15 protein-coding genes, 2 tRNA genes and 3 rRNA genes are annotated in these 26244 nt (G+C 42.0%); 19 read left to right on the forward strand and 1 reads right to left on the reverse strand.

The annotated features are described in order from the left end of the window. The first annotated feature begins 271 nt into the window (after nucleotides 1–271). From DESMER_RS08335 to DESMER_RS08380, 10 genes are all read left to right on the forward strand, one after another. Nucleotides 272–676: a PaaI family thioesterase gene (locus DESMER_RS08335; protein ID WP_014902612.1), complete on the forward strand. Its 405-nt coding sequence runs from the start codon at nucleotides 272–274 to the stop codon at nucleotides 674–676. 203 nt (nucleotides 677–879) lie between these two features. Further along, nucleotides 880–1221, forward strand: coding sequence for an arsenate reductase family protein (locus DESMER_RS08340; protein ID WP_014902613.1), 342 nt, complete (start codon nucleotides 880–882; stop codon nucleotides 1219–1221). Beyond that, nucleotides 1187–3688, forward strand: coding sequence for a YceG family protein (locus DESMER_RS08345; protein WP_014902614.1), 2502 nt, complete (start codon nucleotides 1187–1189; stop codon nucleotides 3686–3688). The genes DESMER_RS08340 and DESMER_RS08345 overlap by 35 nt, the downstream gene beginning before the upstream one ends. Before the next feature lie 55 nt (nucleotides 3689–3743). Beyond that, nucleotides 3744–4868 (forward strand): toxic anion resistance protein, encoded by a 1125-nt coding sequence (locus DESMER_RS08350; RefSeq protein ID WP_014902615.1) that lies wholly within the window; start codon nucleotides 3744–3746, stop codon nucleotides 4866–4868. A 186-nt stretch (nucleotides 4869–5054) separates the two neighbouring features. Next, nucleotides 5055–5498, forward strand: coding sequence for a MarR family winged helix-turn-helix transcriptional regulator (locus DESMER_RS08355; RefSeq protein ID WP_014902616.1), 444 nt, complete (start codon nucleotides 5055–5057; stop codon nucleotides 5496–5498). A 20-nt stretch (nucleotides 5499–5518) separates the two neighbouring features. Further along, nucleotides 5519–7246, forward strand: coding sequence for an ABC transporter ATP-binding protein (locus tag DESMER_RS08360; RefSeq protein ID WP_014902617.1), 1728 nt, complete (start codon nucleotides 5519–5521; stop codon nucleotides 7244–7246). Continuing rightward, nucleotides 7243–9135 carry an ABC transporter ATP-binding protein gene (locus DESMER_RS08365; RefSeq protein WP_014902618.1) on the forward strand — a complete coding sequence of 631 codons (1893 nt, stop codon included), beginning with the start codon at nucleotides 7243–7245 and terminating at the stop codon, nucleotides 9133–9135. Before DESMER_RS08360 ends, DESMER_RS08365 begins: the two co-directional genes overlap by 4 nt. Nucleotides 9136–9379: 244 nt before the next feature. Beyond that, nucleotides 9380–9811: a MarR family winged helix-turn-helix transcriptional regulator gene (locus DESMER_RS08370; protein WP_242831069.1), complete on the forward strand. Its 432-nt coding sequence runs from the start codon at nucleotides 9380–9382 to the stop codon at nucleotides 9809–9811. A 141-nt stretch (nucleotides 9812–9952) separates the two neighbouring features. Continuing rightward, a complete protein-coding gene (locus DESMER_RS08375) occupies nucleotides 9953–11965 on the forward strand; it encodes an oxidoreductase (protein ID WP_014902620.1) in 2013 nt (670 codons plus the stop codon). A gap of 115 nt (nucleotides 11966–12080) precedes the next feature. Beyond that, a complete protein-coding gene (locus DESMER_RS08380) occupies nucleotides 12081–13187 on the forward strand; it encodes a 4Fe-4S dicluster domain-containing protein (RefSeq protein ID WP_014902621.1) in 1107 nt (368 codons plus the stop codon). A gap of 135 nt (nucleotides 13188–13322) precedes the next feature. Here DESMER_RS08380 and DESMER_RS08385 read toward each other — a convergent pair whose 3' ends face one another. After that, a complete protein-coding gene (locus tag DESMER_RS08385) occupies nucleotides 13323–14891 on the reverse strand; it encodes a ClC family H(+)/Cl(-) exchange transporter (protein WP_014902622.1) in 1569 nt (522 codons plus the stop codon). A gap of 200 nt (nucleotides 14892–15091) precedes the next feature. On the opposite strand from DESMER_RS08385, the gene DESMER_RS08390 reads away from it, so the two are divergent. From DESMER_RS08390 to rrf, 9 genes are all read left to right on the forward strand, one after another. Then, the gene (locus DESMER_RS08390) at nucleotides 15092–15691 is read left to right on the forward strand and encodes an HPP family protein (RefSeq protein ID WP_014902623.1); all 600 of its coding nucleotides are present in this window, start codon (nucleotides 15092–15094) and stop codon (nucleotides 15689–15691) included. A gap of 210 nt (nucleotides 15692–15901) precedes the next feature. Beyond that, nucleotides 15902–17815 carry a DNA gyrase/topoisomerase IV subunit B gene (locus tag DESMER_RS08395; RefSeq protein ID WP_014902624.1) on the forward strand — a complete coding sequence of 638 codons (1914 nt, stop codon included), beginning with the start codon at nucleotides 15902–15904 and terminating at the stop codon, nucleotides 17813–17815. 25 nt (nucleotides 17816–17840) lie between these two features. After that, nucleotides 17841–20255, forward strand: a complete 2415-nt coding sequence (gyrA, locus tag DESMER_RS08400) for a DNA gyrase subunit A (protein WP_014902625.1) — start codon at nucleotides 17841–17843, stop codon at nucleotides 20253–20255. A gap of 128 nt (nucleotides 20256–20383) precedes the next feature. After that, the gene (locus DESMER_RS08405) at nucleotides 20384–20656 is read left to right on the forward strand and encodes a hypothetical protein (protein WP_014902626.1); all 273 of its coding nucleotides are present in this window, start codon (nucleotides 20384–20386) and stop codon (nucleotides 20654–20656) included. A 386-nt stretch (nucleotides 20657–21042) separates the two neighbouring features. Beyond that, a 16S ribosomal RNA gene (locus DESMER_RS08410) occupies nucleotides 21043–22609 on the forward strand. A 216-nt stretch (nucleotides 22610–22825) separates the two neighbouring features. After that, nucleotides 22826–22902 (forward strand) — tRNA-Ile (locus DESMER_RS08415). A 31-nt stretch (nucleotides 22903–22933) separates the two neighbouring features. Continuing rightward, nucleotides 22934–23009 (forward strand) — tRNA-Ala (locus DESMER_RS08420). A 101-nt stretch (nucleotides 23010–23110) separates the two neighbouring features. Then, nucleotides 23111–26021: ribosomal RNA gene (locus DESMER_RS08425) — 23S ribosomal RNA — on the forward strand. 104 nt (nucleotides 26022–26125) lie between these two features. Further along, nucleotides 26126–26241 (forward strand): 5S ribosomal RNA (gene rrf / locus DESMER_RS08430). The 16S, 23S and 5S rRNA genes sit together here with 2 tRNA genes alongside, the layout of an rRNA operon. Nucleotides 26242–26244: the final 3 nt, after the last annotated feature.

Consider the following 26244-nt stretch of genomic DNA (forward strand, 5'->3'; position numbering starts at 1 on the left):
TCATATATACTAGAATAGTCTATTAGGGCATTCAAATTAATCGAAAAGTCTAGACATCGCAAGGGTTTACGGGTAGTGTTTTAAATAAATGTGTGCATGGAAAACAGCCTTTGGCGTCACAAACCGTGCCCATGGAGTTAAAATCAAATGATGCACCGGTGCACCATTTGGCCGCGTTGTTCCTTAATAAATGGAATAGTCGTAATATTGTGGTTGCTTAAGAGGAAAATAAGTTAATGGAGGGTATTTATTTGCCTAACAGGGAGGATTTATGGAAAAAGTTATAAACAGACCGATTCCTAAGGATACACTTATGGAGGCTCTAGGAATCCAAATCGTAGAATTAAATGAACAACGAGTTGTTGCGGTAATGCCGATCTCCAGGGCAAATAGGCAGCCTTTCGGAATGCTGCACGGAGGAGCATCAGTTGCCTTAGCTGAAACAGTGGCTAGTGTGGGGACATATAACCTCATAAACCAAGATTCTCAGCAGGCAGTTGGCTTAGAGATTAACGCTAATCATATTCGTGCTAAGCGGGATGGAAGTGTTAAAGCAATTGCAACTCCTTTGCACAAAGGGAGGACGACCATGGTTTGGGATATTAAGATCACGGATGAGGACGAGCAGTTAATCTGTGTTTCAAGGTGTACGATGGCTGTAATTAATATAAAATAGGGGTTGCAATCTCTAATCTCTAACTATAACGCTTCTAGCCTTTAAGGGCCGGAGGCGTTTATTAAATTTGGGATTTCCATTTTTTCGCTTATTTTTGAAGGGATTCGATATATTGCGTAGAATAATTTAAAGACTAAGTATCACTTAGATTGAATATTGCCATAATCTTATTAGATGTTTTTATGAGGAGACGACAATAGGAAATGAACATACAAATATTCGGAGTCAAAAAATGTTTTGATACTAAAAAAGCAGAACGGTATTTTAAAGAACGAAAAATAAACTATCAATTTATTGACTTAGGGATAAAGGGCTTAAGTAAAGGTGAACTCCAAAGTGTAAAAACGGCAGTAGGCTTGAATAAATTGATTGATGTAAGCTCTAAAGATTATAAAAGATTAAATATGAATCAGATTATCTCTCCCAGCGGTAAAGAAGAGATGCTGCTAAATAACCCCAGTCTGTATAATACCCCTATTGTAAGAAATGGCAAGCAGGCTACCGTTGGTTATGAACCAACTATTTGGGAGTCCTGGCAAGAATAAGGAGGGAGAAGCTACGGAGATCAGTAATGGAAATAGGACTGTTTTAAAACAATCCAATAATATTTTTAAAGATATACTGTCTCCTTTGCAGGAAAGGGGTACTAAGTACGATGTATATTTTTATAGAATTATTGGATGCGATGACGAGACAGAGTATCTGACTCGAATTACAAGTTTACACCAAGAATTAAAACTTACGGATAACTATATTCTATTTGACAATTCCATTCCGGTAAGTACTGATTTGAGCGTTATTGAACGATTAAGGCAGTTATTTAAGCCTGTTCCCCTTAAAGACTTTAGCAATGGAGCCCTAGCAAATCTATTGGATTCTCAGGGTTATTTTTCTTTAAGCTCAAACAGCGAGTTGAATCGATGGATAAGAAATGCCTTTGATACAATTTTTAATCTCTACATAGCCAATGAATTTGAGATTAATTTAAGTATGGCTGTAAACTTCGGGACTAAGCTTTTGCTCTGGTTTGGAGATTACGGCAAAAAAATTCTTAAGAAGTCCCCCTATAATCCTAAGGTGATTTACTGGGGTAGCCCAAAGAAACATGAAGTATATTACCTTATTCTAATGTCCCTTATCGGCTGTGATGTACTTGTACTCAATACTACATTCAGAGACGAACTTGAATTCGTAGATAAGAACAATGAGTACTCGATGCTTATCAAATATTCCAAAGACCTACCAATACGTTCATTTCCTGAGAAAGCTAAGAAAGAAGTAAGGGAAAAGGACTTACCAAAGGCTATAAAGAAGGAACCTGAGTTGCCGGTAGACCAACAAAAGCCAAGAGATTTAATTAACCTAAATGATCCAATAGTTATCGTTAAATTGAAGAGAACTGAGACTATATTCCAAGAAATGCTTGTTCCTCTAAAAATGCGAAGTGGTTACATAGGGCATCCCTATCCCATACTGCCAACTTATTTTGTTCGTTACATTGGCATACCGGTCTCTTCCGATGATTGGGAGGCAGAGTATTATAATAGTCTCTATGACTTGGATCGATCTCTACAGTTACTGGGGAATTATCTGAAGTTTATTGATGGTATTCCGGCACCTAGTGCGGATGAGAATTCCTCCATTCCCTCTGGGTTTAGCAGTTATCCTTTTAAAGATAGATCAGAGGTCATTGAACAAATTTTAAGAGCAGAGATACTTCCGCAATTCAATAATGAGCTTTTCGATAACACAATTAAAAAGACGTTTGTTGAGATAGTTGATCTTTTTGCTGAGAAAATCAAAAATGCTAACTTATCGATAGTTTCAAATTTTTCATTGAAAATAGTCACTTGGTTGAACCGGTATGTGGTTCAATTATTTCCAAAAGCCTCCTTAAGCCAGAACCCGGATCATAATCCCAAAATATTGTTCCATGGTCAGATTAAAGCCCACGAAGTTTTTCTCTTATATGCCTTCCATAGGTTAGGGTGTGATGTCCTTTTTGTTCATTCGGAAAAAGAGGGGGACAAAACCTTTCAAATCTTTGATAAGGATAATGAGCTGACCCATCTGATTCAGAATTCCCATAATCTGGCCTTGGAATCCTTTCCGACTGAAGAAAGATACATTCGTAAAAGTACAATTGCTTACAATGCCTCTAAAGAAATTGAGGAAGTAATATATGGAGAAGATGTCGGGCTTTTCAAGCCATGGCAGTTCGAAAATTATGGAACTCAACCCATCACCCTTAAAACTACCTTTGATGAACTTAAGATATTATGGAGAGAACCTGCAAAACTGCGACCGGAGTTCAAAATTCAAAACAAAAAAGTTTATGTACCTAACTTATTTGCTAAAATTAACGGAGTTAGCGAAGACTTAAATTCTTATTGGCAGGACTTAAGAAACCTCTCATCAGCCCCAAATACTAAGCTTGTAAGTGGTCTGCCCTTCACAAACGTAAATTACACTAAACAGGAACTATATCAGGCGAGTTATTTATTAACCGACCAGGGGCTTTTGAATGAAGCAAAAGTAATAATGAGCAAGCATTATAAATTTAACCATCTTAGAGCACCCTTACAGCATTTTTTAATTGGAAAAATTAATGAACTAATTGGCTCTGACCTGTTTGTAACAGCTGTAGATGACAAATTTAAGCTAAAGATGATTATGACTATGTTAACGATGGACGATGAAATTCTAAAGCTGATCGAAGTCTTTGATTTTCCTCAAGAGATTCCCAAAATCGTGATTTATGATCATAAAAAACAATCCTTCAGTGAAAGCGATGGCATTATCCTTGCATATTTTAACCGTATTGGTCTAGATATCCTAGTTTTAACTCCAACGAGCTACAAAACCATTGATCAATACATTAAGCCATGTTTCTTTGATCTTTTTCAGCTTCCACAGGTCAAGTTCGATTTGGATATGCCCTCTTTAGCTGATATCCCAGGGGCTTCTTCCCAAAAACCAGGGCTATTATCACGTTTCTTTCATCTGCGATAGATTCGAGTTTACTGCAAAATTTACTTTAATAAAAAAAATTTGAGGAGGAACTTCGATGGAGATTCAAGGATTTACTACAACTTTGACGGAAGATAAAAGTCTAGTCCCAGCCCCAATTCCGGAGTTTGATATCGAAAAGCAGAAAAATGAAGTTAAGACTAAGGTCATGGAGAGTCAGGAAGTTCGCAGTATCGTACGACAAATTAATCTGGAAGATGTTAACTCGATAATGACATTTGGCAAAAACACAGCTGAAGAAGTTTCTAGGTTTTCTGATGCTATTTTGCATTCCATGCAGTCAACTAAAGTTGAAGATTCAGGCGAATTGCTAATTCAGCTTAATAAGATTATGGACAAGTTTGATATTAAGGATTTTGAGGACAAACCTCCCGGCTTTTTTGAAAAGATTTTTTCTAAAGCTAAAAACACTGTCGATGCTTTGTTTAAAAAATACAACTCCATGGGGGATGAAGTTGACAAGGTCTTTGTGACACTTAAGAAATATGAAGCCGAAATCGGTGCTGCTAACAAACATCTGGAAGACATGTTTAATAAAAACGTCGAGTATTATGAGCAGTTAGGACAATACATTTATGCCGGTCAAGTTGTTCTTGCCGAGCTTAAGAATAATATTGTTCCAGCAGCTCAAGCCAGAGCGAACGAGACAGGAAACCAAGTTGATCAAATGAACGTTAATAACTTGCTGCATGTTCAAGAAATAATGGAACAGAGAATTTATGATCTACAGCTGGCTGAAAACGTTGCCGTCCAGAGTATGCCCACCATCAAAGCTATAGAGTATGGTAACTATAACTTGGTTCGTAAGATTAACTCAGCATTCGTTATTACTATGCCTATCTTCAAACAGTGCTTGGTTCAGGCAATTATGCTAAAACGCCAATCAGTTCAGGCTAAAGCAATGAGCGCCTTAGATGAGAAAACAAATGAGCTGTTACTTAGAAACGCAGAAAACACTGCCCTTCAATCGAAAATGGTTGCCAAACTGGCCACGGGCAGTTCGGTAAATATTGAAACCTTAGAAAAATCATGGCAAACTATTGTAAAGGGTATCGAGGATACGAAGGCAATTCAAGAGGAAATGAGACAAAAACGGATTGATGGTACACGAAGGTTGGAGGTTCTCAAACAAGATTTTGTCAACCGTGGGATTGTCAGATAAGTAAAAGCCAAAAAAGATGATTTCTGCTAAACAGGAATCATCTTTTTTGGCTTTTACTTATTATTGAATAATTTGACCTAAATCTTTTAATTTGACATTTAGATAGTTTAGGAGTAATATCCTTCGTGTGCGAAATATTTCTATACGAAATGATTGTGATACCATTTCAAGTTAATGGAGGAGCTTATGGAAAACGAAAATAAAAGTGCAATGGTCGCAAGTCTTTTTCAGGAAGTAATGATGCTCTTTAGAAGCAGTATGAGTAAAGTGTTTGAAGACGTGGGCATAACTCCACCCCAAGGCATGGTTCTTGGGTTCTTAAGTAAAGAAAAAAAATTAAAAATCAATGAGCTGAGCAGCAAAATGAATCTGTCAAATAGTACCGTGTCAGGTATTGTTGACAGGCTTGAAAAACAGGGCATGGTAGAAAGATTAAGAAGTGAAACCGACCGGCGGGTGGTCTATGTGAGTATAACCCCAAATTTCAAGGACATGCATGAATGCTTTCACGTAAAATTTGAGAGAAAGATGGAAAACGTTTTGAGCAAAGGCAGCTCCAAAGACCTTGAAAAAGTATACGAGGGATTGAGTACCCTGAGAAATCTATTAAGAGAATATGATAAAGATTAATATCAACTGAGGTGAGATTTATGCTTAAGCTATTTAGATTGCTCAAACCTTATACAGCATATATCGCTGCTGTAGTAGTGCTGCTTTTTGTTCAAGTTATATCTGACCTTTATTTGCCAACCTTAATGGCTAACCTAGTTGATATAGGAATTGTGAGTAAAGACATTAATTATATCCTAAAGACCGGTGGTTTTATGCTGCTTATTGCCGCAGGAGGAACTATTTGTGCAATTATTGCTGCTTATCTGTCTGCTAGAACATCCATAGGCTTTGGGAAAATAATTCGCCAAAAGCTCTTTAGCAAAGTTGAAAGCTTTTCCTTGCATGAGTTTGATAAATTTGGCACAGCAACACTTATTACAAGAACAACTAATGATGTTAACCAAATGCAGCAAGTATCAGTTTTAATCCTTACGATGATGGTGACGGCCCCCCTTACAAGTATCGGTGGAGTTGTTATGGCCTTGCAACAAGATATATCCTTATCCTGGGTTTTAGTTGTTGTAATACCGGTATTGTTTGCAATTATTGGAGGAACGTTATTTAGAGCTTTGCCCCTTTTTAAATTAATGCAGGAAAAGCTTGATAAGTTAAATCTTGTTTTAAGAGAAAACCTGACCGGCATTAGGGTCATACGAGCATTTAATCGCATCGAGAAAGAAAAAGTTCGATTCGATGATGCTAATGCGGATTTAATGCAGAACGCCATTAAAATCAATCTAATTATGGCTGCCTTAATGCCTGCCATGATGTTGATTATGAATTTAACGACGGTAGCTCTTGTCTGGTTCGGAGCTATCAGAATTGACTCGGGAGCCATGCAGATCGGATCGCTTTTAGCGTTTATCCAATATGCAACCCAGATCCTATTCTCATTGTTAATGTTAGTGATGTTGTTTATCATGATTCCCCGTGCTCAGGTCTCTGCGGTCAGGATTAATGAAGTGCTCGAGACAGATTTAGATATCAAAGATCCTCATGAGCCGATAACAGTGACTCAAGGAAAAGGACTGGTTGAATTTAAAGATGTTTCCTTTAGGTATCCCGGTGCAGATCAGCCTGCTATTAGCAACCTCAATTTCGTTGCCAAGCCAGGTGAGGTGACGGCAATTATTGGAGGGACAGGATCAGGTAAATCGACCTTAATCAATTTGATCAGTCGTTTCTACGATGTAGAAAAGGGGAGTATTCTTATCGATGGAATCAATGTTAAGGATATGAGCCAGAAAGCATTAAGAGCAAAGATAGGCTTTGTCCCACAAAAGACTGTTCTTTTTTCAGGGACAATTGCCGAAAATATTCAATATGGAAAACAAGATGCTAGTTTAGAAGAAATGAAGCATGCAGCAGATGTGGCCCAAGCTACAGAATTTATTCTAAATATGGAAGCAGGTTTTAATCATGCCATTGCCCAAGGGGGAGCCAATATTTCTGGAGGCCAGAAACAACGGCTTTCTATTGCCCGTGCTCTCGTACGAAAACCGGAGATATACATTTTTGACGATAGCTTTTCAGCCTTGGATTTTAAAACTGATGCCAAACTACGCGCGGCGCTAAGACCAGAGATTGAAAAGGCAACAGTTTTCTTAATCGCTCAGAGCGTACCCACTGTGAGGGAAGCTGATAAAATTATTGTTTTAGATGAAGGAATTATTGCAGGTATTGGCACTCATGCGGAACTGTTGAACAATTGCAGAGTATATCGTGAACTTGTAGCTTCACAATTGTCTGAGGAGGAAGTAGGATGAGTCAAGACCGTAATACAAACAATGAAAAAGGACTTCCTGGGGGAAAACAGGGCGGGCCTATGGGGGCGCTAGGAAAACCCGTAGAAAAAGCCAAGAATTTTAAAGGAACTCTTAGGAGGTTGCTGCAATATTTAAAGCCCCAGAGAACAAAATTTTTGTTTGTTTTTATAACTGCCAGCCTTAGTACAATTTTTAGCATCCTTGGACCTAAGATCATGGGGAAAGGGGTTACGAAAATCGGCGAAGGTCTAGGTGCAAAAATGGTAGCAGCACAGACTGGGAAGTCTGTTCCTTCCTTGGATTTCACCTATATTGGTCAGATAGTGTTAATCCTGATTGGTTTGTATATTATCAGTGCTGCATTTAGCTACCTGCAGCAGTATATCATGGCCGGAGTTGCCCAGAGGACTGTTTACAAGCTGCGCAAGGAAGTAGATGAGAAGCTTTCCCGCCTTCCACTTAAGTTCTTTGATGCCCGGACTCATGGCGAGATTTTAAGTCGTGTTACCAATGATATTGACAATATTTCTACCACTCTGCAACAAAGCCTTACCCAACTGATAACCTCGCTGGTTACTATAATAGGGGTTATCGTAATGATGTTGTCGATAAGTCCATTACTAACTTTAATTGTGATTTTGACCTTGCCTCTTTATATGGTAGTTACGATTAAAATTGCAAAGCGTTCCCAGAAACACTTTTCTGCACAACAGAAGTCATTAGGTGAACTTAACGGACTTGTTGAAGAAGCCTATGCCGGACACAAAATTGTCAAAGCATTCGGGCACGAGGACGAGACCTTTGCAAGGTTTAAGGCAATTAATGAAAGACTCTACCAAGCAGGCTATAAAGCACAGTTTATTTCCGGGATCATAATGCCTCTTATGAGATTTGTAAGTAATCTCGGGTATGTGATGATTTGTGTTGTTGGTGGTGTTTTTGCAACAAGAAACATGATCAGCATCGGAGATATTTTAGCCTTTATTCAATATTCAAGACAGTTTACCCAACCCATTGTTCAGACGGCAAATATTGTGAATATTATTCAATCAACCATTGCATCGGCTGAACGTGTTTTTGAACTGCTTGATGAGACTGAAGAAGTCTCCGATGATATTGAGGCTAAGTTAGTTCCGTTCCCCAAAGGAAATGTGCGCTTTGAAAATGTGGATTTTAGCTATAAAGAAGAAGAAGAGCTCCTGAAAAAAATCAATGTTGATGTTAAACCAGGAAGTACGATTGCAATTGTAGGGCCAACAGGTGCAGGTAAAACAACACTAGTAAATTTGTTAATGCGCTTTTATGAGATCAGCAATGGCAAGATATCCATCGATGGAATTGATATCAGGGATATCAAACGCGGTTCTTTACGCAGTATGTTCGGTATGGTTCTTCAAGACACCTGGTTATTTAATGGCACAATCTATGAGAATATTGCTTACGGGCGTGAAGACGCTAGTGAAGAAGAGGTTATAAATGCGGCAAAAGCTGCTCACGCTCACCATTTTATCAAAACACTTCCGGAAGGTTATAACACAATCTTAAATGAAGAAGCTTCAAATATATCCCAGGGTCAAAAGCAGCTATTGACAATCGCCAGAGCTATCTTAGCCAACCCTGTCATCCTTATCCTGGATGAAGCTACAAGCAGCGTTGATTCACGAACAGAGGTTTATATCCAAAAGGCTATGACTGAACTGATGAAGGGCAGAACTAGCTTTGTCATTGCCCATAGGCTTTCTACAATCAGAGATGCAGAGCTAATTCTGGTTATGAATCAGGGGAGTATCATTGAGATGGGCAGTCATAAAGATCTGCTGGCTAGGAAAAGTTTCTACGCAGATCTTTACAATAGCCAGTTTACAGGAAGAAATATAGAAGTCGTGTAAAACAATCAGCAAGCGTTCTCCCTCCACGGTCTAATAGAGTGGAGGGAGAACGCTTTTTCCGCGGTTAAAGGAGCAGGATAGTTATTGTCAAAAAAGTCAAAATAGGTTATACTCTAGTTATAAAATTGTTGGTATACAAACAATTGGGCTACAATTAATTATTGTACAAACAGATTTTCAGAACCATTCTTAAGGAATGGATAATACTCACCTAAAATGAATGGTTAATGAGGTGAATAACACTTTGACAAATGAGAACAGCAGAAATCCATCAAGATATGTTTGCTACAAACTAAGCAGAGTAATGAGAAAGGTACATAGATATTATGAAGGAAACCTTTCCCAGTATGGAATAACTCCATCTCAATTTTATGTTTTGAGCGCGGTGTGGGAAAAAGACGGCCTTAAATTTAAGGAACTTGCCAAAAGTTTAGAAATGGATGGATCTACCCTTACCTCCATCTTGGATCGCTTGGAACGGCTTGACTTAGTGGAAAGAGGAAATGACCCGGAGGATAGACGATCCCTCCTGGTATTTTTAACGGAACAAGCTAAGGAGAACATCATCGAAATGGCCCATTTAGCTGAAAAGCTTGACCAAGAAATTAAAGAGCGCTTCACGGAAGAGGAGTTTGCCACCTTTGAGAGAGTTCTAGAAAAGCTTTCTTTGGATTAGGCATCAATCTTCAAATTATTATATTTATTGAAGGGGGAATGTTAAAAATTTTCCATAAAAATAACTGAATATTCAAACCTTATTGCCTGAAATGAGCTTGCTTGGGTTACTTAGAGGAAAATATTATGAGGAGGGTTCTTGATGTCAATTTTATTTTCACCAGCTCAAATTGGAAAACTTGAGCTGCGCAATCATTTGGTCATGACTCCAATGCATTTAGGTTATAGTCTAAATGGAGAGGTCAATGATCAACTGATTGAGTTTTATCGCGCACGAGCTAGAGGTGGAGTAGGTCTAATTATTATAGGTGGGTGTGGAATCGATCGGATTGGAAATGCCTTTGGAATGATTCAATTAGATGATGAAAGATATATTCCGGGCCTGCGTCAGTTAGTTGATGCTGTCCACGCGGGAGGGGCAAAGATTGTTCCCCAGCTTTATCAAGCAGGGAGATACGCCCATCCCGCTCTCACCGGTAAGCCTTCAGTAGCTCCTTCTCCAATTGCTTCCAAATTGACAGGGCAAACCCCGGAAGAACTTACCGAGGAAAAAATTCAGGAAATAATTGCTTCATTTGTCAAAGCTGCTATAATTGCGCAAAAAGCCGAATTCGATGGAGTTGAAATTATAGCTAGTGCTGGGTATCTAATATCCCAATTTCTTTCTCCGGTAACCAATCAGCGAAAAGATCGTTATGGTGGAGACCTAGAGGCCCGTATGACCTTTGGACTAGAAGTGGTAGAGGCGGTTCGCAAAGCAGTCGGACCGGACTATCCTATGATTGTACGAGTAGCCGGTAATGATTTCGTACCTGGCAGCAACACCAATTCAGAATCCCGAGCCTTCTGTCAAGCTCTGGAGAAAGCCGGGGTTAATGCCCTTAATGTAACTGGAGGATGGCATGAAACTCAAGTACCTCAGCTCACCATGAATGTGCCTCCCGGAACTTACACTTATCTTGCTTATGGCATTAAACAGGCGGTTTCTATTCCGGTTATTGCCTGTAATCGAATAAACTCTCCTGAACTAGCAGAGAGTATTTTAGAGGAGGGTTTGGCAGATTTTGTCGGTATGGCAAGACCACTGTTAGCTGATCCTGACTTGCCCAATAAAGGGAAAAGTGGACAATCAGATAGAATTCGTCCTTGTATAGGATGTAATCAAGGCTGCTTAGACAATATTTTCCGCCTTAAGCCGGTCAGCTGTTTGGTAAATGCTGAGGCTGGAAGAGAGTTTGAACATGGTTCTATCGGTCAATCTGTTGACAGACAGCAAATCCTTGTGGTTGGAGCCGGCTGTGCAGGAATGGAGTTTGCGAGAGTCGCTTCACTTCGTGGTCATAAGGTAACAATTTGGGAAGAGAGTGGGGAGGCCGGCGGACAATTGGCCTTAGCTGCAGCTCCTCCGGAACGACAAGACTTCCTATACTTTAGAAATTACTTGGTTAACGCCTGTAGGGAGCTTGGGGTAACAATTCACTATAATATAAAGGCTACACCAGAGACGATCTTGTCCGCAGTTCAGAATGGAGAGTTTGAGCGGGTAGTTATTGCCACCGGAGCGCGCCCTATTACACCATCCATAAAAATTACCGAAGGGGTAAAGGTACTGCAGGCCTGGGATGTATTATTAGGTCGTGAAAAGACAGGACGGAATGTAGTTATTGTCGGGGGTGGGGCTGTTGGGGTGGATACGGCTTTGCTTTTAGCGAAAGCAGGTACATTGAATAGCGATACCTTGCGGTTTCTGATGGAACAACAAGCCGAAACAGATCAAGAGCTTCATCAGTTGTTGACACGAGGAACGAAAAAGATTACTGTTTTAGAGATGGCCAAAGGAATTGGGAGAGATATCGGTGCCAGTACCCGTTGGTCAATGTTGGCAGATTTGAAGCGCCATAAAGTAAACTGCTTGGATAAACACACGGTGCTGGAAATTCATCCGGATGGAGTTTTAGTAGAGTGTTCCAATGACAATACTCAAAAGGTTATTCCTGCAGATACTGTTGTATTAGCTATAGGCTCCCGTTCAGAAAATGAACTCTATAACGCATTACAAGATAAGTTAGAGAAAATTAGTATTATTGGAGATGCTGCAAAGCCGCGCAAGGTTCTCGATGCAATTCATGAGGCTTATTCAGAGGGGATTAAATAATCGAAGCAAGAGTGTGAAGTTAGAGGTGCGAAAGACGTAAGGCTGGGGAAGTTCAAGTTGCGTTGTTATTTTCGTGTGTCTGGCTTCGAATCTCGCTTGAGGAGGGTAAATCAGCATGGGTCATATTATTAATTCTAAAGAAGAGATTTATAACGCGCTGGCTGAGCGCCTAAGCAAAACACCGGAAGGAGCGCCTATTAACGAACATCTGATGGCGATTCTTCATCGACTTTATACAGAAAATGAAGCTTTAGTAGGCAGCAAATTTTCTTCAATTCCTATGCCTTTAAAAAAGATTTCAGCTCTGACTGACATTGAAGAGTCAGAATTAAAAATTATATTAGACGGAATGTCAGACAAAGGCTTGGTACTGGATATACCGCGCAAAGATACCTTCTATTATATGTTAACACCCATGTTAGTCGGATTCTTTGAATATACCTTTATGCGCACTGGAAGTCAGCTTGATTTAAAAGAGTTGGCCGAGTTATTTGAAACGTATTTTCACAGCCCAGGTGTAATGAAAGAAATTGCCGGTATGGATACTAAAGTAATGCGGACTCTTATCTATGAAAATGTTATCCCCTTGGCAGTTGAAACTGAAGTATTAGACTATGAGAAGGCAACGGAAGTAATCAGGCAATCAGGCGGAGGTGCGATTACGACTTGCGCGTGTCGTCATGAGGCATCACATTTAGGTACAGCTTGTGATGCTCCGACGGAGGTATGCATCTCTCTAGGTGGGGCAGCGGAATGGATAGTCCGCAAAGGGCTAGGGAAGCCGGCAACGGTGGAGGACTTGTTAAATGTCCTTAAACAAACCCAGGAACTGGGGTTAGTCCATCTATGTGATAATGTCATGAATAAACCAACCTATATTTGTAATTGCTGTGGTTGTTGCTGCAAAGTATTGCGCGGTATCAATGAACAGCAAGTCTTCGCCACTCATCCCAGTAATTTCATCCCATCCCCGGATTTGGAAAGTTGTGTTGGCTGCGGTATTTGTGAGGAAAAATGTCACATTCATGCCATTACTATGACGAATCAAGAAGATGGTACAGTTATCCCAGTCATAAGCAATGAAGTTTGTATTGGTTGTGGAGTATGTTCACAAGCTTGCCCAAGCGAATCCTTAGTCATGTCTCGCCGATCAGAAATAGCTATACCTCCGGAAAACATTAAGGAAAAGTTTAGAAGAATGGCTGCTGAGAAAGGGAGATAATTGGCAAGAGGATAAGAAATAACCAGTCCGTATGATTGATTGGTTTCTGCAATAAACAAGCGACCACTCTCACAGTTTAGGTGAGGGGTCGCTTGTTTGCGATTTTTTACAAACTGACTATCTATTTTGCGAGGATTAAGGTAAATGATCAATTTCCATGGTTAGTGAACAAAGAGAGTGTTCAATTTCCGTGGCATAGTTCTTGTTGACTAAAGCAAAGATATGATCTCCGGCATAAATTCTTGTATCCCCTTGAGGTATGATCTCTTGATCTCCGCGTTTAATATTTACTAATAAGCAATGTTTGGGCCAGACAATAGTTTTGATAGTTTTACCACTAATTTCCGAACCTAAACAAACAATGGTTTCGATTAAGATCATTGTCTCGGCATTTTTAGGGAGAGGTTGTTTTTTGGCTAGGATTCGATCGTAGAGTGCTTCATATATTGGTTTTGTTTTTAAAAGATCACTTGCTAGGTAAGCGACGGTAGAAACTGTGATAAGCGCCCACAGATGACTAAAGGAGCCCGTCATTTCGGTAATAAGAATACTTCCGGTTATAGGCGCTTTAACAACCGCCGTAAAGTAGGCTGCCATTGCGAAAATTATAAAATTATTACTGTAGAGCGGGCTGATATGAAAAGTATTAACAATTAAATCGTGATAAATATTACCCGTAAGAGCGCCAATGACTAAGATCGGTAAGAATATGCCCCCAGGAACACCTGTCCCATAGCTGATTAAAGTAAAGAAAAATTTCACCAATACTAAGAGGATAAGAAAGCTCAATGAGAAATAGTGTTGGTTTAGAGAGTCTATTAATTGATTACCGCCACCGAGTACTTCGGGAAGAAGGTAACCTAAAACACCGGCAATCAGCAGTGGAATAGCAATAATTACTGTGTTCGGGAGACTACCTAATTTATCCTTTAGTTCCATGGTCTTTAATAATGAACGGTTAAAAAGGCCGCCAAAAAGGCCGATTATTAGACCTAATCCAATTAAGTGAATATAATAATTGACTGGCAGAATTGGTAGTTGTGGAAAATTGAAAGCCGAAGATGACCCATAAAATAGCTTAGTTACTAAATCTGCTGAGAGAGAGGCGGCAACTGTAGACATCAAAATAGCTGGAGAAAAGTTTTTGTTTAATTCTTCCACCGCAAAAATAACGCCAGATAGGGGTGCATTAAAGGCTGCTGCTAAACCTGCACTCGCCCCGCTGGTAATTAAGAATTTCTCTTCTATTTTTAAACGGCCTAACAGTCGGCTTACTCCTTGACCAACTGTGGCGCCTATTTGCACGGAAGGCCCTTCTCGCCCTAAGGATAAACCGGCGCCAATGGCCAGGATGCCTCCAAAGAATTTAAGTATGAGAACGGTTAACCACTTGATTTTTAGGTGCCCGGTTAAGATGCCTTTTACTTGTGGAATACCGCTCCCGCTTACTAAGGGCTCTTTTTTAACAATAAGATTCAGTGTGAAGGCTATGAATACAAGTCCAAGGGCTAAACTTATTATTTTATAGCTGGACCAACTTGTTGTATGGTAAATTAATTCCCTTAATGACTCTGCCTGTTCTAAACCATATCGGAAGGCAACAATAATTAAGCCGGAAAAAAGCCCTATGATAATTCCTTCAAAAAATACCTTAAGCTTAAAGTCTCGCCAGTGAATCAATCCATCAAATGTTTTACCAGTCAAAATATTACCTCCGTCAACGATTCTCGAAAGCAAAATATTATTTCACAGCAACTTTGCGTTCTTAAAAATTATAGTCTAATCTTTTCGAGAATGTAAAGTAGATTATTGGTATATTTACTAATAAGTGTGACCCTTTTCACAGCTTCCCTATCCGGATCCGGCTATAATAAGGTATCAATTAGGCTGGGAGTGAGTTGTGAATGCAGGAATTAAGGAAAACGGTAGCCCCTGTAGATTTCTTAAATAAGGGATATTTAGAATGCCTTGGAAAAATGGTTCGATTTTTACAGATAAACTATCTTTCCAAAATGAAAGGTGAAAAGAAAGGGCCTCCACTTCCTTATCCTTCACTGTTGGAATCGATTTTGACTTGGCTGGGCTCTTTTCTGGGAATAATAGCTATAACTCTATTTGCTCACACGCTAGAACTTCCTGTTGTAGCATCCTTTGGCGCTTCAGCAGTCCTGATATACGGTGTTCCGGATGCTCCTTTGTCTCAACCCCGTAATGTTGTTTTGGGACATACATTGTCTGCGGCGGTGGGAGTAGCGACAGTCATGGTGTTTGGGTTAACATGGTGGTCTCCTGCCTTGGGAACTGCTCTGGCATTAGTTGTTATGCTTCTCACTAAGTCAACTCATCCTCCCGGTGGGGCTACGGCCCTATTTGCTGTCTTGAGTCAAGCGGAACCCATCTATATCTTTACTCCAATTCTGGTTGGGGCCATAATCCTTGTGATAATCGGAGTTCTTGTCAATAACTTGTCACCAAAGAGACGTTACCCAAAGCATTGGTACTAAGTAAGCCGGAAGAACGGTGTAGAATTGATAAATTGGTGGTGCTAGTTTTAGCGGTATTTTAGTTATTATCTCATTAAAACCGCTAAAACTCAGCTTCTTGTAACTTCTTTTGTTATTAATAAGACAAGACATCTGGACAAAACGGTTAACTTGATGATATCGTACGTATTGTCTATTTTATTGTTATAAAGTGTTAGGAGTGAACTGTTCTTGTCAGCGAAGCAATATAACGCAGATTCTATTCAGGTCTTAGAAGGACTGGAAGCAGTACGTAAACGTCCTGGCATGTATATCGGCTCTACCGGAAGCAGAGGACTACATCATTTAGCCTATGAAATTATTGATAATGCTATTGATGAGGCAGGAGCTGGATTTTGTGATCAAATCTCAGTGATTATTAATAAAGATGGTTCGATAACTATTGAGGACAATGGACGCGGAATTCCGGTTGATATACACCCTTCCAAAAAAGTTCCCGCTGTGCGCTTGGCCTTTGAGACCTTGCACGCCGGAGGAAAATTTAGTGGAGAGACTTATAAAACTTCGGGCGGACTGCATGGTGTCGGAGCAAGTGTAGTCAATGCCTTGTGCGTTTATTTGACCGTTGATATTAAACGGAACGGCAAATTATATCGTGTTGAATACACAGATGGAGGGCAGCTTAAGTCCGATCTAGCTATTGTCAAGAAAAGCATTAAAGGCACAGGTACAATAGTTACCTTTAAACCCGATCCGCTAATATTTAAAGAAACCACGGTTTTTAAATATGACACTTTGAGAAGTCGACTTATGGAACTTTCTTTTCTGAATAGTGATTTGACAATTATTTTGACAGATACTCGAGGGGAATTAAAATCTGAAACATTTTCTTCAAAAAACGGAATTATTGGTTTTGTAGAGCATTTAATTAATGAATCAGGTTTTTCCCCAGTACATAAGAAAGCGATTTATTTTACAGGGGAAAAAGATGAAGTAGTTCTGGAATGTGCCATCCAGTACAATCATAGTGATGAAGAATCCCTGCATTCTTATGTCAATAATATCCCTACAGACGAGGGGGGAACTCATGAGTCGGGGTTCCGAACAGCTTTAACTAAAGCCTTCAACATCTATGGGAGAAAAAATAATATTTTCAAGAAAGAGGAAAACCTCATCGGGGATGACCTTAAGGATGGGTTAACCTGTGTACTCTCTCTAAAAATCAAGGATCCTCAATTTGAAGGTCAAACAAAAACGAAGCTTTCAAACATGGAAGTTGAAGGTGTCGTTCAATCAATAACCAATGAGGGGATTACCCAATTTTTTGAAAAAAACCCCTCAATAGCGAAGGACGTCATTAATAGAGCATTGACAACCTGCCTGATTAGACTTGCTGCGAAGAAGGCCAAAGAATTAAAAAAGAAAGCTCGAGATGCTGAGATAAAGGCTTTGAGCGGTAAACTTGCAGCTTGTAGCGGAAAAGATAAATCCCGCAATGAGCTTTTTCTTGTAGAGGGTGATAGTGCCGGCGGTTCGGCGAAAATGGGGCGTGATCGACGTTTTCAAGCAATTCTTCCTTTGAGAGGGAAAGTTATTAATACCTACCGCGCTAAGATTGATAAGGTCTTAGAAAATGAAGAAATTAGAAGTATCATTTCTGCCGTTGGTTCGGGAATTGGCAAGGAATTTGACATAGAAAAAGGTAATTATGCAAGGGTTTGTATTATGACTGATGCTGATATTGACGGAGCACATATTAGATGTCTCTTATTAACTTTTTTCTATAGGTACATGAAACCGCTGATTCTGAGTGGAAGAGTTTATATTGCTCAATCTCCTTTATATAAAATTGAGAAGGAGAGGGGTAAAATCATACGCTATGCTTTTGACGATGAAGAGTTAAGAAAAGAGCTCAAAGAACTAGGAAAAACGGCAAAAATATCTCGCTACAAAGGCCTTGGAGAGATGAATCCGGAACAACTTTGGGAAACTACCCTGAATCCGGTTAATAGGCGTATGATTCAGGTAACAATAGATGATACTCTTGAAGCTGAGCGAAAGCTGAGAATCTTAATGAGTGAGCAAGTTGAGCCAAGACGTGAGTTTATGATGGAGAATATCATCTTTACTGACAACGATATGTAGATTTTTTAGGGGGAGTTTATACCCGATGAGCATAACTGAAGACAACATTATCCAGCGTCCGCTGGAGGATGTTTTACCGGAGTCATTTTTAGGCTATTCTAAACATGTTATCTTACAACGAGCCGTTCCTGATGTTAGGGATGGGCTGAAACCAGTTCATCGCCGAATTTTGTTTTCTATGGACGAAATAGGAATGCATACTGATAAGCCCTATAGCAAGTCTGCTCGTTTAGTGGGGGACTGCATGGGTAAGTATCATCCCCATGGAGACTCCTCAATTTATGAATCAGCAGTGCGTATGGCCCAACCTTGGGCTACACGGTATCCAATGGTAGATGGACAGGGGAATTTTGGGTCCATTGACGGAGACAATGCAGCGGCAATGCGTTACACGGAAATGAGAATGACTCCCTTATCCCAGCTGATGACTCAAGATATCGAGAAAAACACCGTGCTATTTAAAGAAAACTATGACCAACGACTCAAAGAGCCGGTTGTTCTGCCGAGTCCTTTTCCTAACCTTTTAGTTAACGGGGGATCAGGAATTGCTGTTGGAATGATGTCTAATATACCTCCTCATAATTTGCGCGAAGTCATAGCTGGTGTAATACTTCAAATAGATCAGCCTCAGGTTTCGGTTGAGCAGCTTATGGAAAAGGTGAGCGGTCCAGACTTTCCCACCGGAGGACTGATCATTGGTAACGAAGGCATTATAAATGCTTACAAAACAGGACGCGGTAAAGTAACGATGCGGGGAAAAGCTTTAATAGAGCAAGGAAAAAACGGTAAAAGTCTCATAGTAATTACCGAAATCCCCTATCAAGTCAATAAATCAACACTGGCTGCCAAGATTGAGACGATGGCTGATTCAGGAAAAATTGAAGGGATTAGTGAAGTCAGAGATGAGTCTGATCGCGAGGGAATTAGGCTCGTTGTTGAATGCCGGAAAGAAGCTGATCCGCTGAATATTTTACGTCTTCTTTATAAACACACTCAATTGGAAGACACCTTTGGAATTATTAACTTAGTTATTACTGCCGAAGGTACTCCTAAGGTACTAGGGCTAAAGGAAATTAATGCAGCTTTTATCCAGCATCGAAAAATCGTCGTCACTAAACGTACAGAGTTCGACTTAGAAAAGGCTCGTTTAAAGGCTCATATTTTGGAAGGTTTAGTTATTGCCATTAATAATCTTGATGAAGTGATCGCTACTATTCGTTCCAGTAAAACCCCTTCAATTGCCAAGGCTTCCCTAATTACCCGTTTCGAATTATCTGAGATTCAAGCTCAAGCTATTTTGGACATGAAACTCCAACATTTAACGAACTTTGAACTTGAGGGTATTAAAAAAGAGCATGCCGATATTTTAAAGCTAATCAATGAGCTGGAAAGTATTTTGGCTGATATTAATAAGGTATATGACATTATAAAAAAAGAGCTTAAGGATATTGCAGATAAGCATGGGGATGACCGTCGTACTACTATTTTACCTGAGGAAATGCGGAATGAGATTGATCTAAGTGCCTTTGGAGAACCTGAGTGTATATTCCAAGTCGCCTTGACAGCAAATGGGTTTATCAAACGTCTTCCGCTTCAAGCAAAAAAGAAGGATAACGCCCTTGTTTGTTCCTTTAAGGATGGGGATACCTTACAGGAAAAGTTAATCTGCAGCAATAAGGATAGACTGTTTTTCTTTACTCGATCGGGAGAGTTTTACTCGATTAACTCTAAAACTATACCTGAAGGAAAAAATAGAGATAAAGGGGGGCCGCTTACTAATCTCTTTACCTTGCCTTCCGGAGAAAGTATAGCTTCTATTCTCGCCGTTAATGATGTGATAGAAGATCATTTCTTTGTTTTTGTTACAAAGAGTGGACAAGTTATGAGGAGCCCGGTAAGCGATTTTATTAATGCTCGTTCCTCAGAAGCGATAGGCCTGAAAAATAATGATAGTGTGGTTAAAGTTTTCCTTAGTGACGGGCAAGGAGAATTATTGCTTGCCACCAGCAGGGGTCAAGTGATTCGATTCCTGGTTATGGAAGTAAACCCTATGGGTCGTAAATCACGCGGTGTTAAAGGAATGACGATAGGTAATGAAGACTGGATTGTCGATGCCTTAATGTGTGTCAATGAAGGTAATCCTCTTTCAGACTTATTAACAATTACGCAACGAGGGTTCTTAAAAAGGACTGCTTTGGATGAATACAAACCTCAAGGCAGAGCTGGAAAAGGGATTGCCATTGGAAAGGTAGATTCTAATACTACCGGTTACCTTGTGGGGGTAATGCTGGTTAGGAATGAGGATGTAGTAAACGTTATACAGGATAGCGGGATTGTGACTAAAGTTGAGATGAAAGATGTTAAAATAGAATCAAGGACAAAAGCTGGAATACAACTAATTCCCGTTTTATTAGATGATTATACAATTAAGTTGATTTAGAAAGGTTAATATATTTTATTATTTATTATAAGTTTCTAATATAATCCCTCTTTTCTAAGCCAACCTGTATAGTGAAGCTAATGAAGCAACATAATAACAAGGTGAGTTTAGTAGGAGGGATTACAAGAATGGAGATTTCAGATATTATTGTTAACGGCTCAGGATTTGATAGGGAATACAATTTTAATAATTACGCCTTGACATTGGTTTTCAAGAATTATGAGACAGAAAAAACCGTGAGAGCAAATCTGCGGTATTATCCTGAAGAAAAGGAATGGGATTTGAATCCAATCTTTTATGAATACTCACAAGCGGAAAAGGAAGAGATGATTGAACAAATAATTAATGATGAAAGGTTTAAAGCTGAGTTTCAAGCAACTGATAATGGGTTGAAATTGTAGATTGACATGAGGGACTTTCCCGTAATAACTATGGTTAATTACCAAAATTACATCAATGAAATTCAGGGAAATTATATTGGGAAAAATTCTTGAAAACAGTTGACAGTAAAGAACGAAAATGGTATTATAACTGAGCGCCACAAAGATGCGCAGAGGTTAACAGGGAGAAGGTTAAGGCTCAAACCTAGTTAATCAAGCTAAATACAAAATTAGTTATTGACAACGAGAGTTGAAAATGCTAAGATGTGATTCCGGCCCAAACGGGTCAAACAAAATTCATGGTCTTTGAAAACTAAACAACAAGGACAGCCAATGAGAGAAACTCTTAGGGGTTTCAAAATAAATCATGAGTCAATCATCTTCTTCTAGAAGAAGTGAAATAACTTTTTTTGGAGAGTTTGATCCTGGCTCAGGACGAACGCTGGCGGCGTGCCTAACACATGCAAGTCGAACGGAGAATTTGATAAGCTTGCTTAGAAAAATTCTTAGTGGCGGACGGGTGAGTAACGCGTGGGTAACCTACCCATAAATCCGGGACAACCCTTGGAAACGAGGGCTAATACCGGATAATCTTAGAGCTTGGCATCAAGCGTTAAGGAAAGATGGCCTCTGAACATGCTATCGATTATGGATGGACCCGCGTCTGATTAGCTAGTTGGTGGGGTAAAGGCCTACCAAGGCGACGATCAGTAGCCGGCCTGAGAGGGTGAACGGCCACACTGGGACTGAGACACGGCCCAGACTCCTACGGGAGGCAGCAGTGGGGAATCTTCCGCAATGGACGAAAGTCTGACGGAGCAACGCCGCGTGTATGATGAAGGTCTTCGGATTGTAAAGTACTGTCTTTGGGGAAGAACGGTGGCTTTGAAAATATTGAGGCCACATGACGGTACCCAAGGAGGAAGCCCCGGCTAACTACGTGCCAGCAGCCGCGGTAATACGTAGGGGGCAAGCGTTGTCCGGAATTATTGGGCGTAAAGGGCGCGTAGGCGGATTGTTAAGTCCGGTGTGAAAGATCAGGGCTCAACCCTGAGAGTGCATCGGAAACTGGGAATCTTGAGGACAGGAGAGGAAAGTGGAATTCCACGTGTAGCGGTGAAATGCGTAGATATGTGGAGGAACACCGGTGGCGAAGGCGACTTTCTGGACTGTAACTGACGCTGAGGCGCGAAAGCGTGGGGAGCAAACAGGATTAGATACCCTGGTAGTCCACGCCGTAAACGATGAGTGCTAGGTGTAGAGGGTATCGACCCCTTCTGTGCCGCAGTTAACACAATAAGCACTCCGCCTGGGGAGTACGGCCGCAAGGTTGAAACTCAAAGGAATTGACGGGGGCCCGCACAAGCGGTGGAGCATGTGGTTTAATTCGACGCAACGCGAAGAACCTTACCAAGGCTTGACATCCTACGAATCTTTAGGAAACTAGAGAGTGCCCTTCGGGGAGCGTAGAGACAGGTGGTGCATGGTTGTCGTCAGCTCGTGTCGTGAGATGTTGGGTTAAGTCCCGCAACGAGCGCAACCCCTGTATTTAGTTGCTAACAAGTAAGGTTGAGCACTCTAGATAGACTGCCGGTGATAAACCGGAGGAAGGTGGGGATGACGTCAAATCATCATGCCCCTTATGTCTTGGGCTACACACGTGCTACAATGGCCGGTACAGACGGAAGCGAAGCCGCGAGGTGAAGCAAATCCGAGAAAGCCGGTCTCAGTTCGGATTGCAGGCTGCAACTCGCCTGCATGAAGTCGGAATCGCTAGTAATCGCAGGTCAGCATACTGCGGTGAATACGTTCCCGGGCCTTGTACACACCGCCCGTCACACCACGAAAGTCTGCAACACCCGAAGCCGGTGAGGTAACCCGAAAGGGAGCTAGCCGTCGAAGGTGGGGCCGATAATTGGGGTGAAGTCGTAACAAGGTAGCCGTATCGGAAGGTGCGGCTGGATCACCTCCTTTCTAAGGAGAACGGTTTAGAGCTTAGGCTTTAAACGAACATCCTAGTGGTCGATTCTCACGAAGAACATCGGTTGAAAAACTAAGTTCGACGAGAGATCAATAACGAGTCGCAAGACTCACGCCGAGGGATCGGCAACTCATTGGAAACAGCTGTTGTTTAGTTTTGAGAGACCATAGTAATGGAATCTCAAAAACGCGAATGCGAATATCGAAAATGGGCCTGTAGCTCAGTTGGTCAGAGCGCACGACTGATAATCGTGAGGTCGATGGTTCAAATCCATCTAGGCCCACCAAAATCGATATACAAATTCGGAATATTGAAATGGGGGTATAGCTCAGCTGGGAGAGCACCTGCCTTGCAAGCAGGGGGTCAGCGGTTCGATCCCGCTTACCTCCACCAAATTCACTGTTCTTTGAAAACTGCATAGAGAAAACTAGTAAAGTCGAACGAATTCACATCAATACGTAAGTATTGAGTAAACCTAAAAGTAGCGACCAATAGGTCAAGCTATTAAGGGCGTACGGTGGATGCCTAGGCGCTAAGAGTCGAAGAAGGGCGCGGTTAACAGCGAAATGCCATGGGGAGTCGTAAGCAGGCTTTGATCCATGGATACCCGAATGGGGCAACCCAACCGGAGTCATGTCCGGTTATCCTCAACTGAATACATAGGTTGAAGAAGACAACCCAGGGAACTGAAACATCTAAGTACCTGGAGGAAAAGAAAGAATCATCGATTCCCTGAGTAGCGGCGAGCGAAACGGGAAGAGCCCAAACCGAATCCTTCGGGGTTCGGGGTTGTAGGACCCTCTTTTAAGAATGGAATTCTAGTCGAACAGATCTGGAAAGGTCGAGCAAAGAAGGTAACACTCCTGTAGACGAAAGAAGGACATTCTGTGAGGGAATCCTGAGTACCGCGGGACACGTGAAACCCCGTGGGAAGCAGGGAGGACCACCTCCCAAGGCTAAATACTACTTAGCGACCGATAGCGAACCAGTACCGTGAGGGAAAGGTGAAAAGCACCTCGGAAGAGGAGTGAAAAAGAACCTGAAACCGTACGCTTACAAGCAGTTACAGTCCAATTATGGATGGTAGCGTGCCTTTTGTAGAATGAACCGGCGAGTTACGGTATGTAGCAAGGTTAAGGTGAGAAGCCGGAGCCGAAGCGAAAGCGAGTCTGAAGAGGGCGCAAGTTACATGCTGTAGACCCGAAACCGTGTGATCTACCCATGGCCAGGGTGAAGGTGGGGTAAAACCCACTGGAGGCCCGAACTCACTGTCGTTGAAAAGGCAGGGGATGAGCTGTGGGTAGGGGTGAAATGCCAATCGAACACGGAGATAGCTGGTTCTCCCCGAAATAGCTTTAGGGCTAGCCTCAATTGATGATCGATGGCGGTAGAGCACTGAATAGGCTAGGGGCCTTACCAGGTTACCGAACCTTATCAAACTCCGAATGCCATCAGATTTAGATTGGGAGTCAGACTGTGGGGGATAAGCTTCATAGTCGAAAGGGAAACAGCCCAGACCATCAGCTAAGGTCCCCAAGTATACACTAAGTGGGAAAGGATGTGGAATTGCACAGACAACCAGGATGTTGGCTCAGAAGCAGCCACCATTTAAAGAGTGCGTAATAGCTCACTGGTCGAGTGGTTCTGCGCCGAAAATGTAACGGGGCTCAAGTGTATCACCGAAGCTATGGCTTGCAGTTTTACTGCAGGGGTAGGGGAGCGTTCTATCAGCCGAGAAGTCAGACTGTAAGGTCTGGTGGAGTGGATAGAAGTGAGAATGCCGGTATGAGTATGCGAAAAGGAAGGTGAGAATCCTTCCCGCCGAAAATCTAAGGATTCCTGGGGAAGGCTCGTCCGCCCAGGGTAAGTCGGGACCTAAGCCGAGGCCGAAAGGCGTAGGTGATGGACAACTGGTTGAGATTCCAGTACCACCTAGAAATGTTTGAGCAATGGGGTGACACAGAAGGATAGGTTAAGCCAACCGTTGGTTGAGTTGGCCCAAGCGAGTAGGAGGTAGGGTAGGCAAATCCGCCCTGCGAGACTCTGAGACGTGACGGGGAGCGAAAATTAGTAGCGAAGTAACCGACTCCAAGCTGTCAAGAAAAACCTCTAGTGAGTGACTAGGTGCCCGTACCGTAAACCGACACAGGTAGATGGGGTGAGAATCCTAAGGCGCGCGAGAAAACCCTCGTTAAGGAACTCGGCAAAATAGCCCCGTAACTTCGGGAGAAGGGGCGCTCTTGGTAACAAGAGCCGCAGAGAAATGGTCCAGGCGACTGTTTAACAAAAACACAGGTCCCTGCTAATCCGAAAGGAGATGTATAGGGGCTGACACCTGCCCGGTGCTGGAAGGTTAAGAGGAGAGGTTAGGGGCAACCCGAAGCTTTGAATTGAAGCCCCAGTAAACGGCGGCCGTAACTATAACGGTCCTAAGGTAGCGAAATTCCTTGTCAGGTAAGTTCTGACCCGCACGAAAGGTGTAACGATCTGGACACTGTCTCAACGAGGGACTCGGCGAAATTGTAATACCCGTGAAGATGCGGGTTACCTGCGACAGGACAGAAAGACCCCATGGAGCTTTACTGTAGCTTGACATTGGATTTTGGTATAAAATGTACAGGATAGGTGGGAGACTAAGAAGCTAGGGCGCCAGCCTTGGTGGAGTCAACGGTGGGATACCACTCTTTTTGTACTGAAATTCTAACTAGGTCCCCTGAATCGGGGATTAGGACAGTATCAGGTGGGCAGTTTGACTGGGGCGGTCGCCTCCTAAAGAGTAACGGAGGCGCCCAAAGGTTCCCTCAGCGCGGTTGGAAATCGCGCGAAGAGTGTAAAGGCAAAAGGGAGCTTGACTGCGAGACCTACAAGTCGAGCAGGGACGAAAGTCGGGCTTAGTGATCCGGTGGTACCGAGTGGAAGGGCCATCGCTCAACGGATAAAAGCTACCCTGGGGATAACAGGCTTATCTCCCCCAAGAGTCCATATCGACGGGGAGGTTTGGCACCTCGATGTCGGCTCATCGCATCCTGGGGCTGTAGTAGGTCCCAAGGGTTGGGCTGTTCGCCCATTAAAGCGGTACGTGAGCTGGGTTCAGAACGTCGTGAGACAGTTCGGTCCCTATCCGTCGCAGGCGCAGGAAATTTGAGAGGATCTGTCCCTAGTACGAGAGGACCGGGATGGACGAATCCCTGGTGTACCAGTTGTCTCGCCAGAGGCATAGCTGGGTAGCTATATTCGGAGCGGATAAGCGCTGAAAGCATCTAAGCGCGAAACCGACCTCAAGATGAGATTTCCCACAGCGAAAGCTGGTAAGACCCCTGAAAGATGATCAGGTTGATAGGCCAGGTGTGGAAGCACGGTGACGTGTGGAGCTGACTGGTACTAATCGGTCGAGGGCTTGACCTAAATCGAGACTCTAAGGTGAGTGGCTCAAATTCTTAGACAATACTAGATAGACTCTGTGCAGTTTTGAGAGAACAGCCTTCGAAAGAAAGCGACTATCTCAGACATCTGGTGATTATGCCGGAGGGGTTCCACCCGTTCCCATACCGAACACGGAAGTTAAGACCTCCAGGGCCGATGATACTTGGGGCATAGCCCCTGGGAAAGTAGGTCATCGCCAGGTAAA

The sequence above is a fragment of the Desulfosporosinus meridiei DSM 13257 genome, assembly GCF_000231385.2.
Classification (GTDB): domain Bacteria; phylum Bacillota; class Desulfitobacteriia; order Desulfitobacteriales; family Desulfitobacteriaceae; genus Desulfosporosinus; species Desulfosporosinus meridiei.

What these genes read in the sequence shown, in the direction of transcription:
- DESMER_RS08335 (WP_014902612.1), top strand. Translation starts at nt 272, where the DNA reads ATGGAAAAAGTTATAAACAGACCGATTCCTAAGGATACACTTATGGAG.
- DESMER_RS08340 (WP_014902613.1), top strand. Translation starts at nt 880, where the DNA reads ATGAACATACAAATATTCGGAGTCAAAAAATGTTTTGATACTAAAAAA.
- DESMER_RS08345 (WP_014902614.1), top strand. Translation starts at nt 1,187, where the DNA reads ATGAACCAACTATTTGGGAGTCCTGGCAAGAATAAGGAGGGAGAAGCT.
- DESMER_RS08350 (WP_014902615.1), top strand. Translation starts at nt 3,744, where the DNA reads ATGGAGATTCAAGGATTTACTACAACTTTGACGGAAGATAAAAGTCTA.
- DESMER_RS08355 (WP_014902616.1), top strand. Translation starts at nt 5,055, where the DNA reads ATGGAAAACGAAAATAAAAGTGCAATGGTCGCAAGTCTTTTTCAGGAA.
- DESMER_RS08360 (WP_014902617.1), top strand. Translation starts at nt 5,519, where the DNA reads ATGCTTAAGCTATTTAGATTGCTCAAACCTTATACAGCATATATCGCT.
- DESMER_RS08365 (WP_014902618.1), top strand. Translation starts at nt 7,243, where the DNA reads ATGAGTCAAGACCGTAATACAAACAATGAAAAAGGACTTCCTGGGGGA.
- DESMER_RS08375 (WP_014902620.1), top strand. Translation starts at nt 9,953, where the DNA reads ATGTCAATTTTATTTTCACCAGCTCAAATTGGAAAACTTGAGCTGCGC.
- DESMER_RS08380 (WP_014902621.1), top strand. Translation starts at nt 12,081, where the DNA reads ATGGGTCATATTATTAATTCTAAAGAAGAGATTTATAACGCGCTGGCT.
- DESMER_RS08390 (WP_014902623.1), top strand. Translation starts at nt 15,092, where the DNA reads ATGCAGGAATTAAGGAAAACGGTAGCCCCTGTAGATTTCTTAAATAAG.
- gyrA (WP_014902625.1), top strand. Translation starts at nt 17,841, where the DNA reads ATGAGCATAACTGAAGACAACATTATCCAGCGTCCGCTGGAGGATGTT.
- DESMER_RS08405 (WP_014902626.1), top strand. Translation starts at nt 20,384, where the DNA reads ATGGAGATTTCAGATATTATTGTTAACGGCTCAGGATTTGATAGGGAA.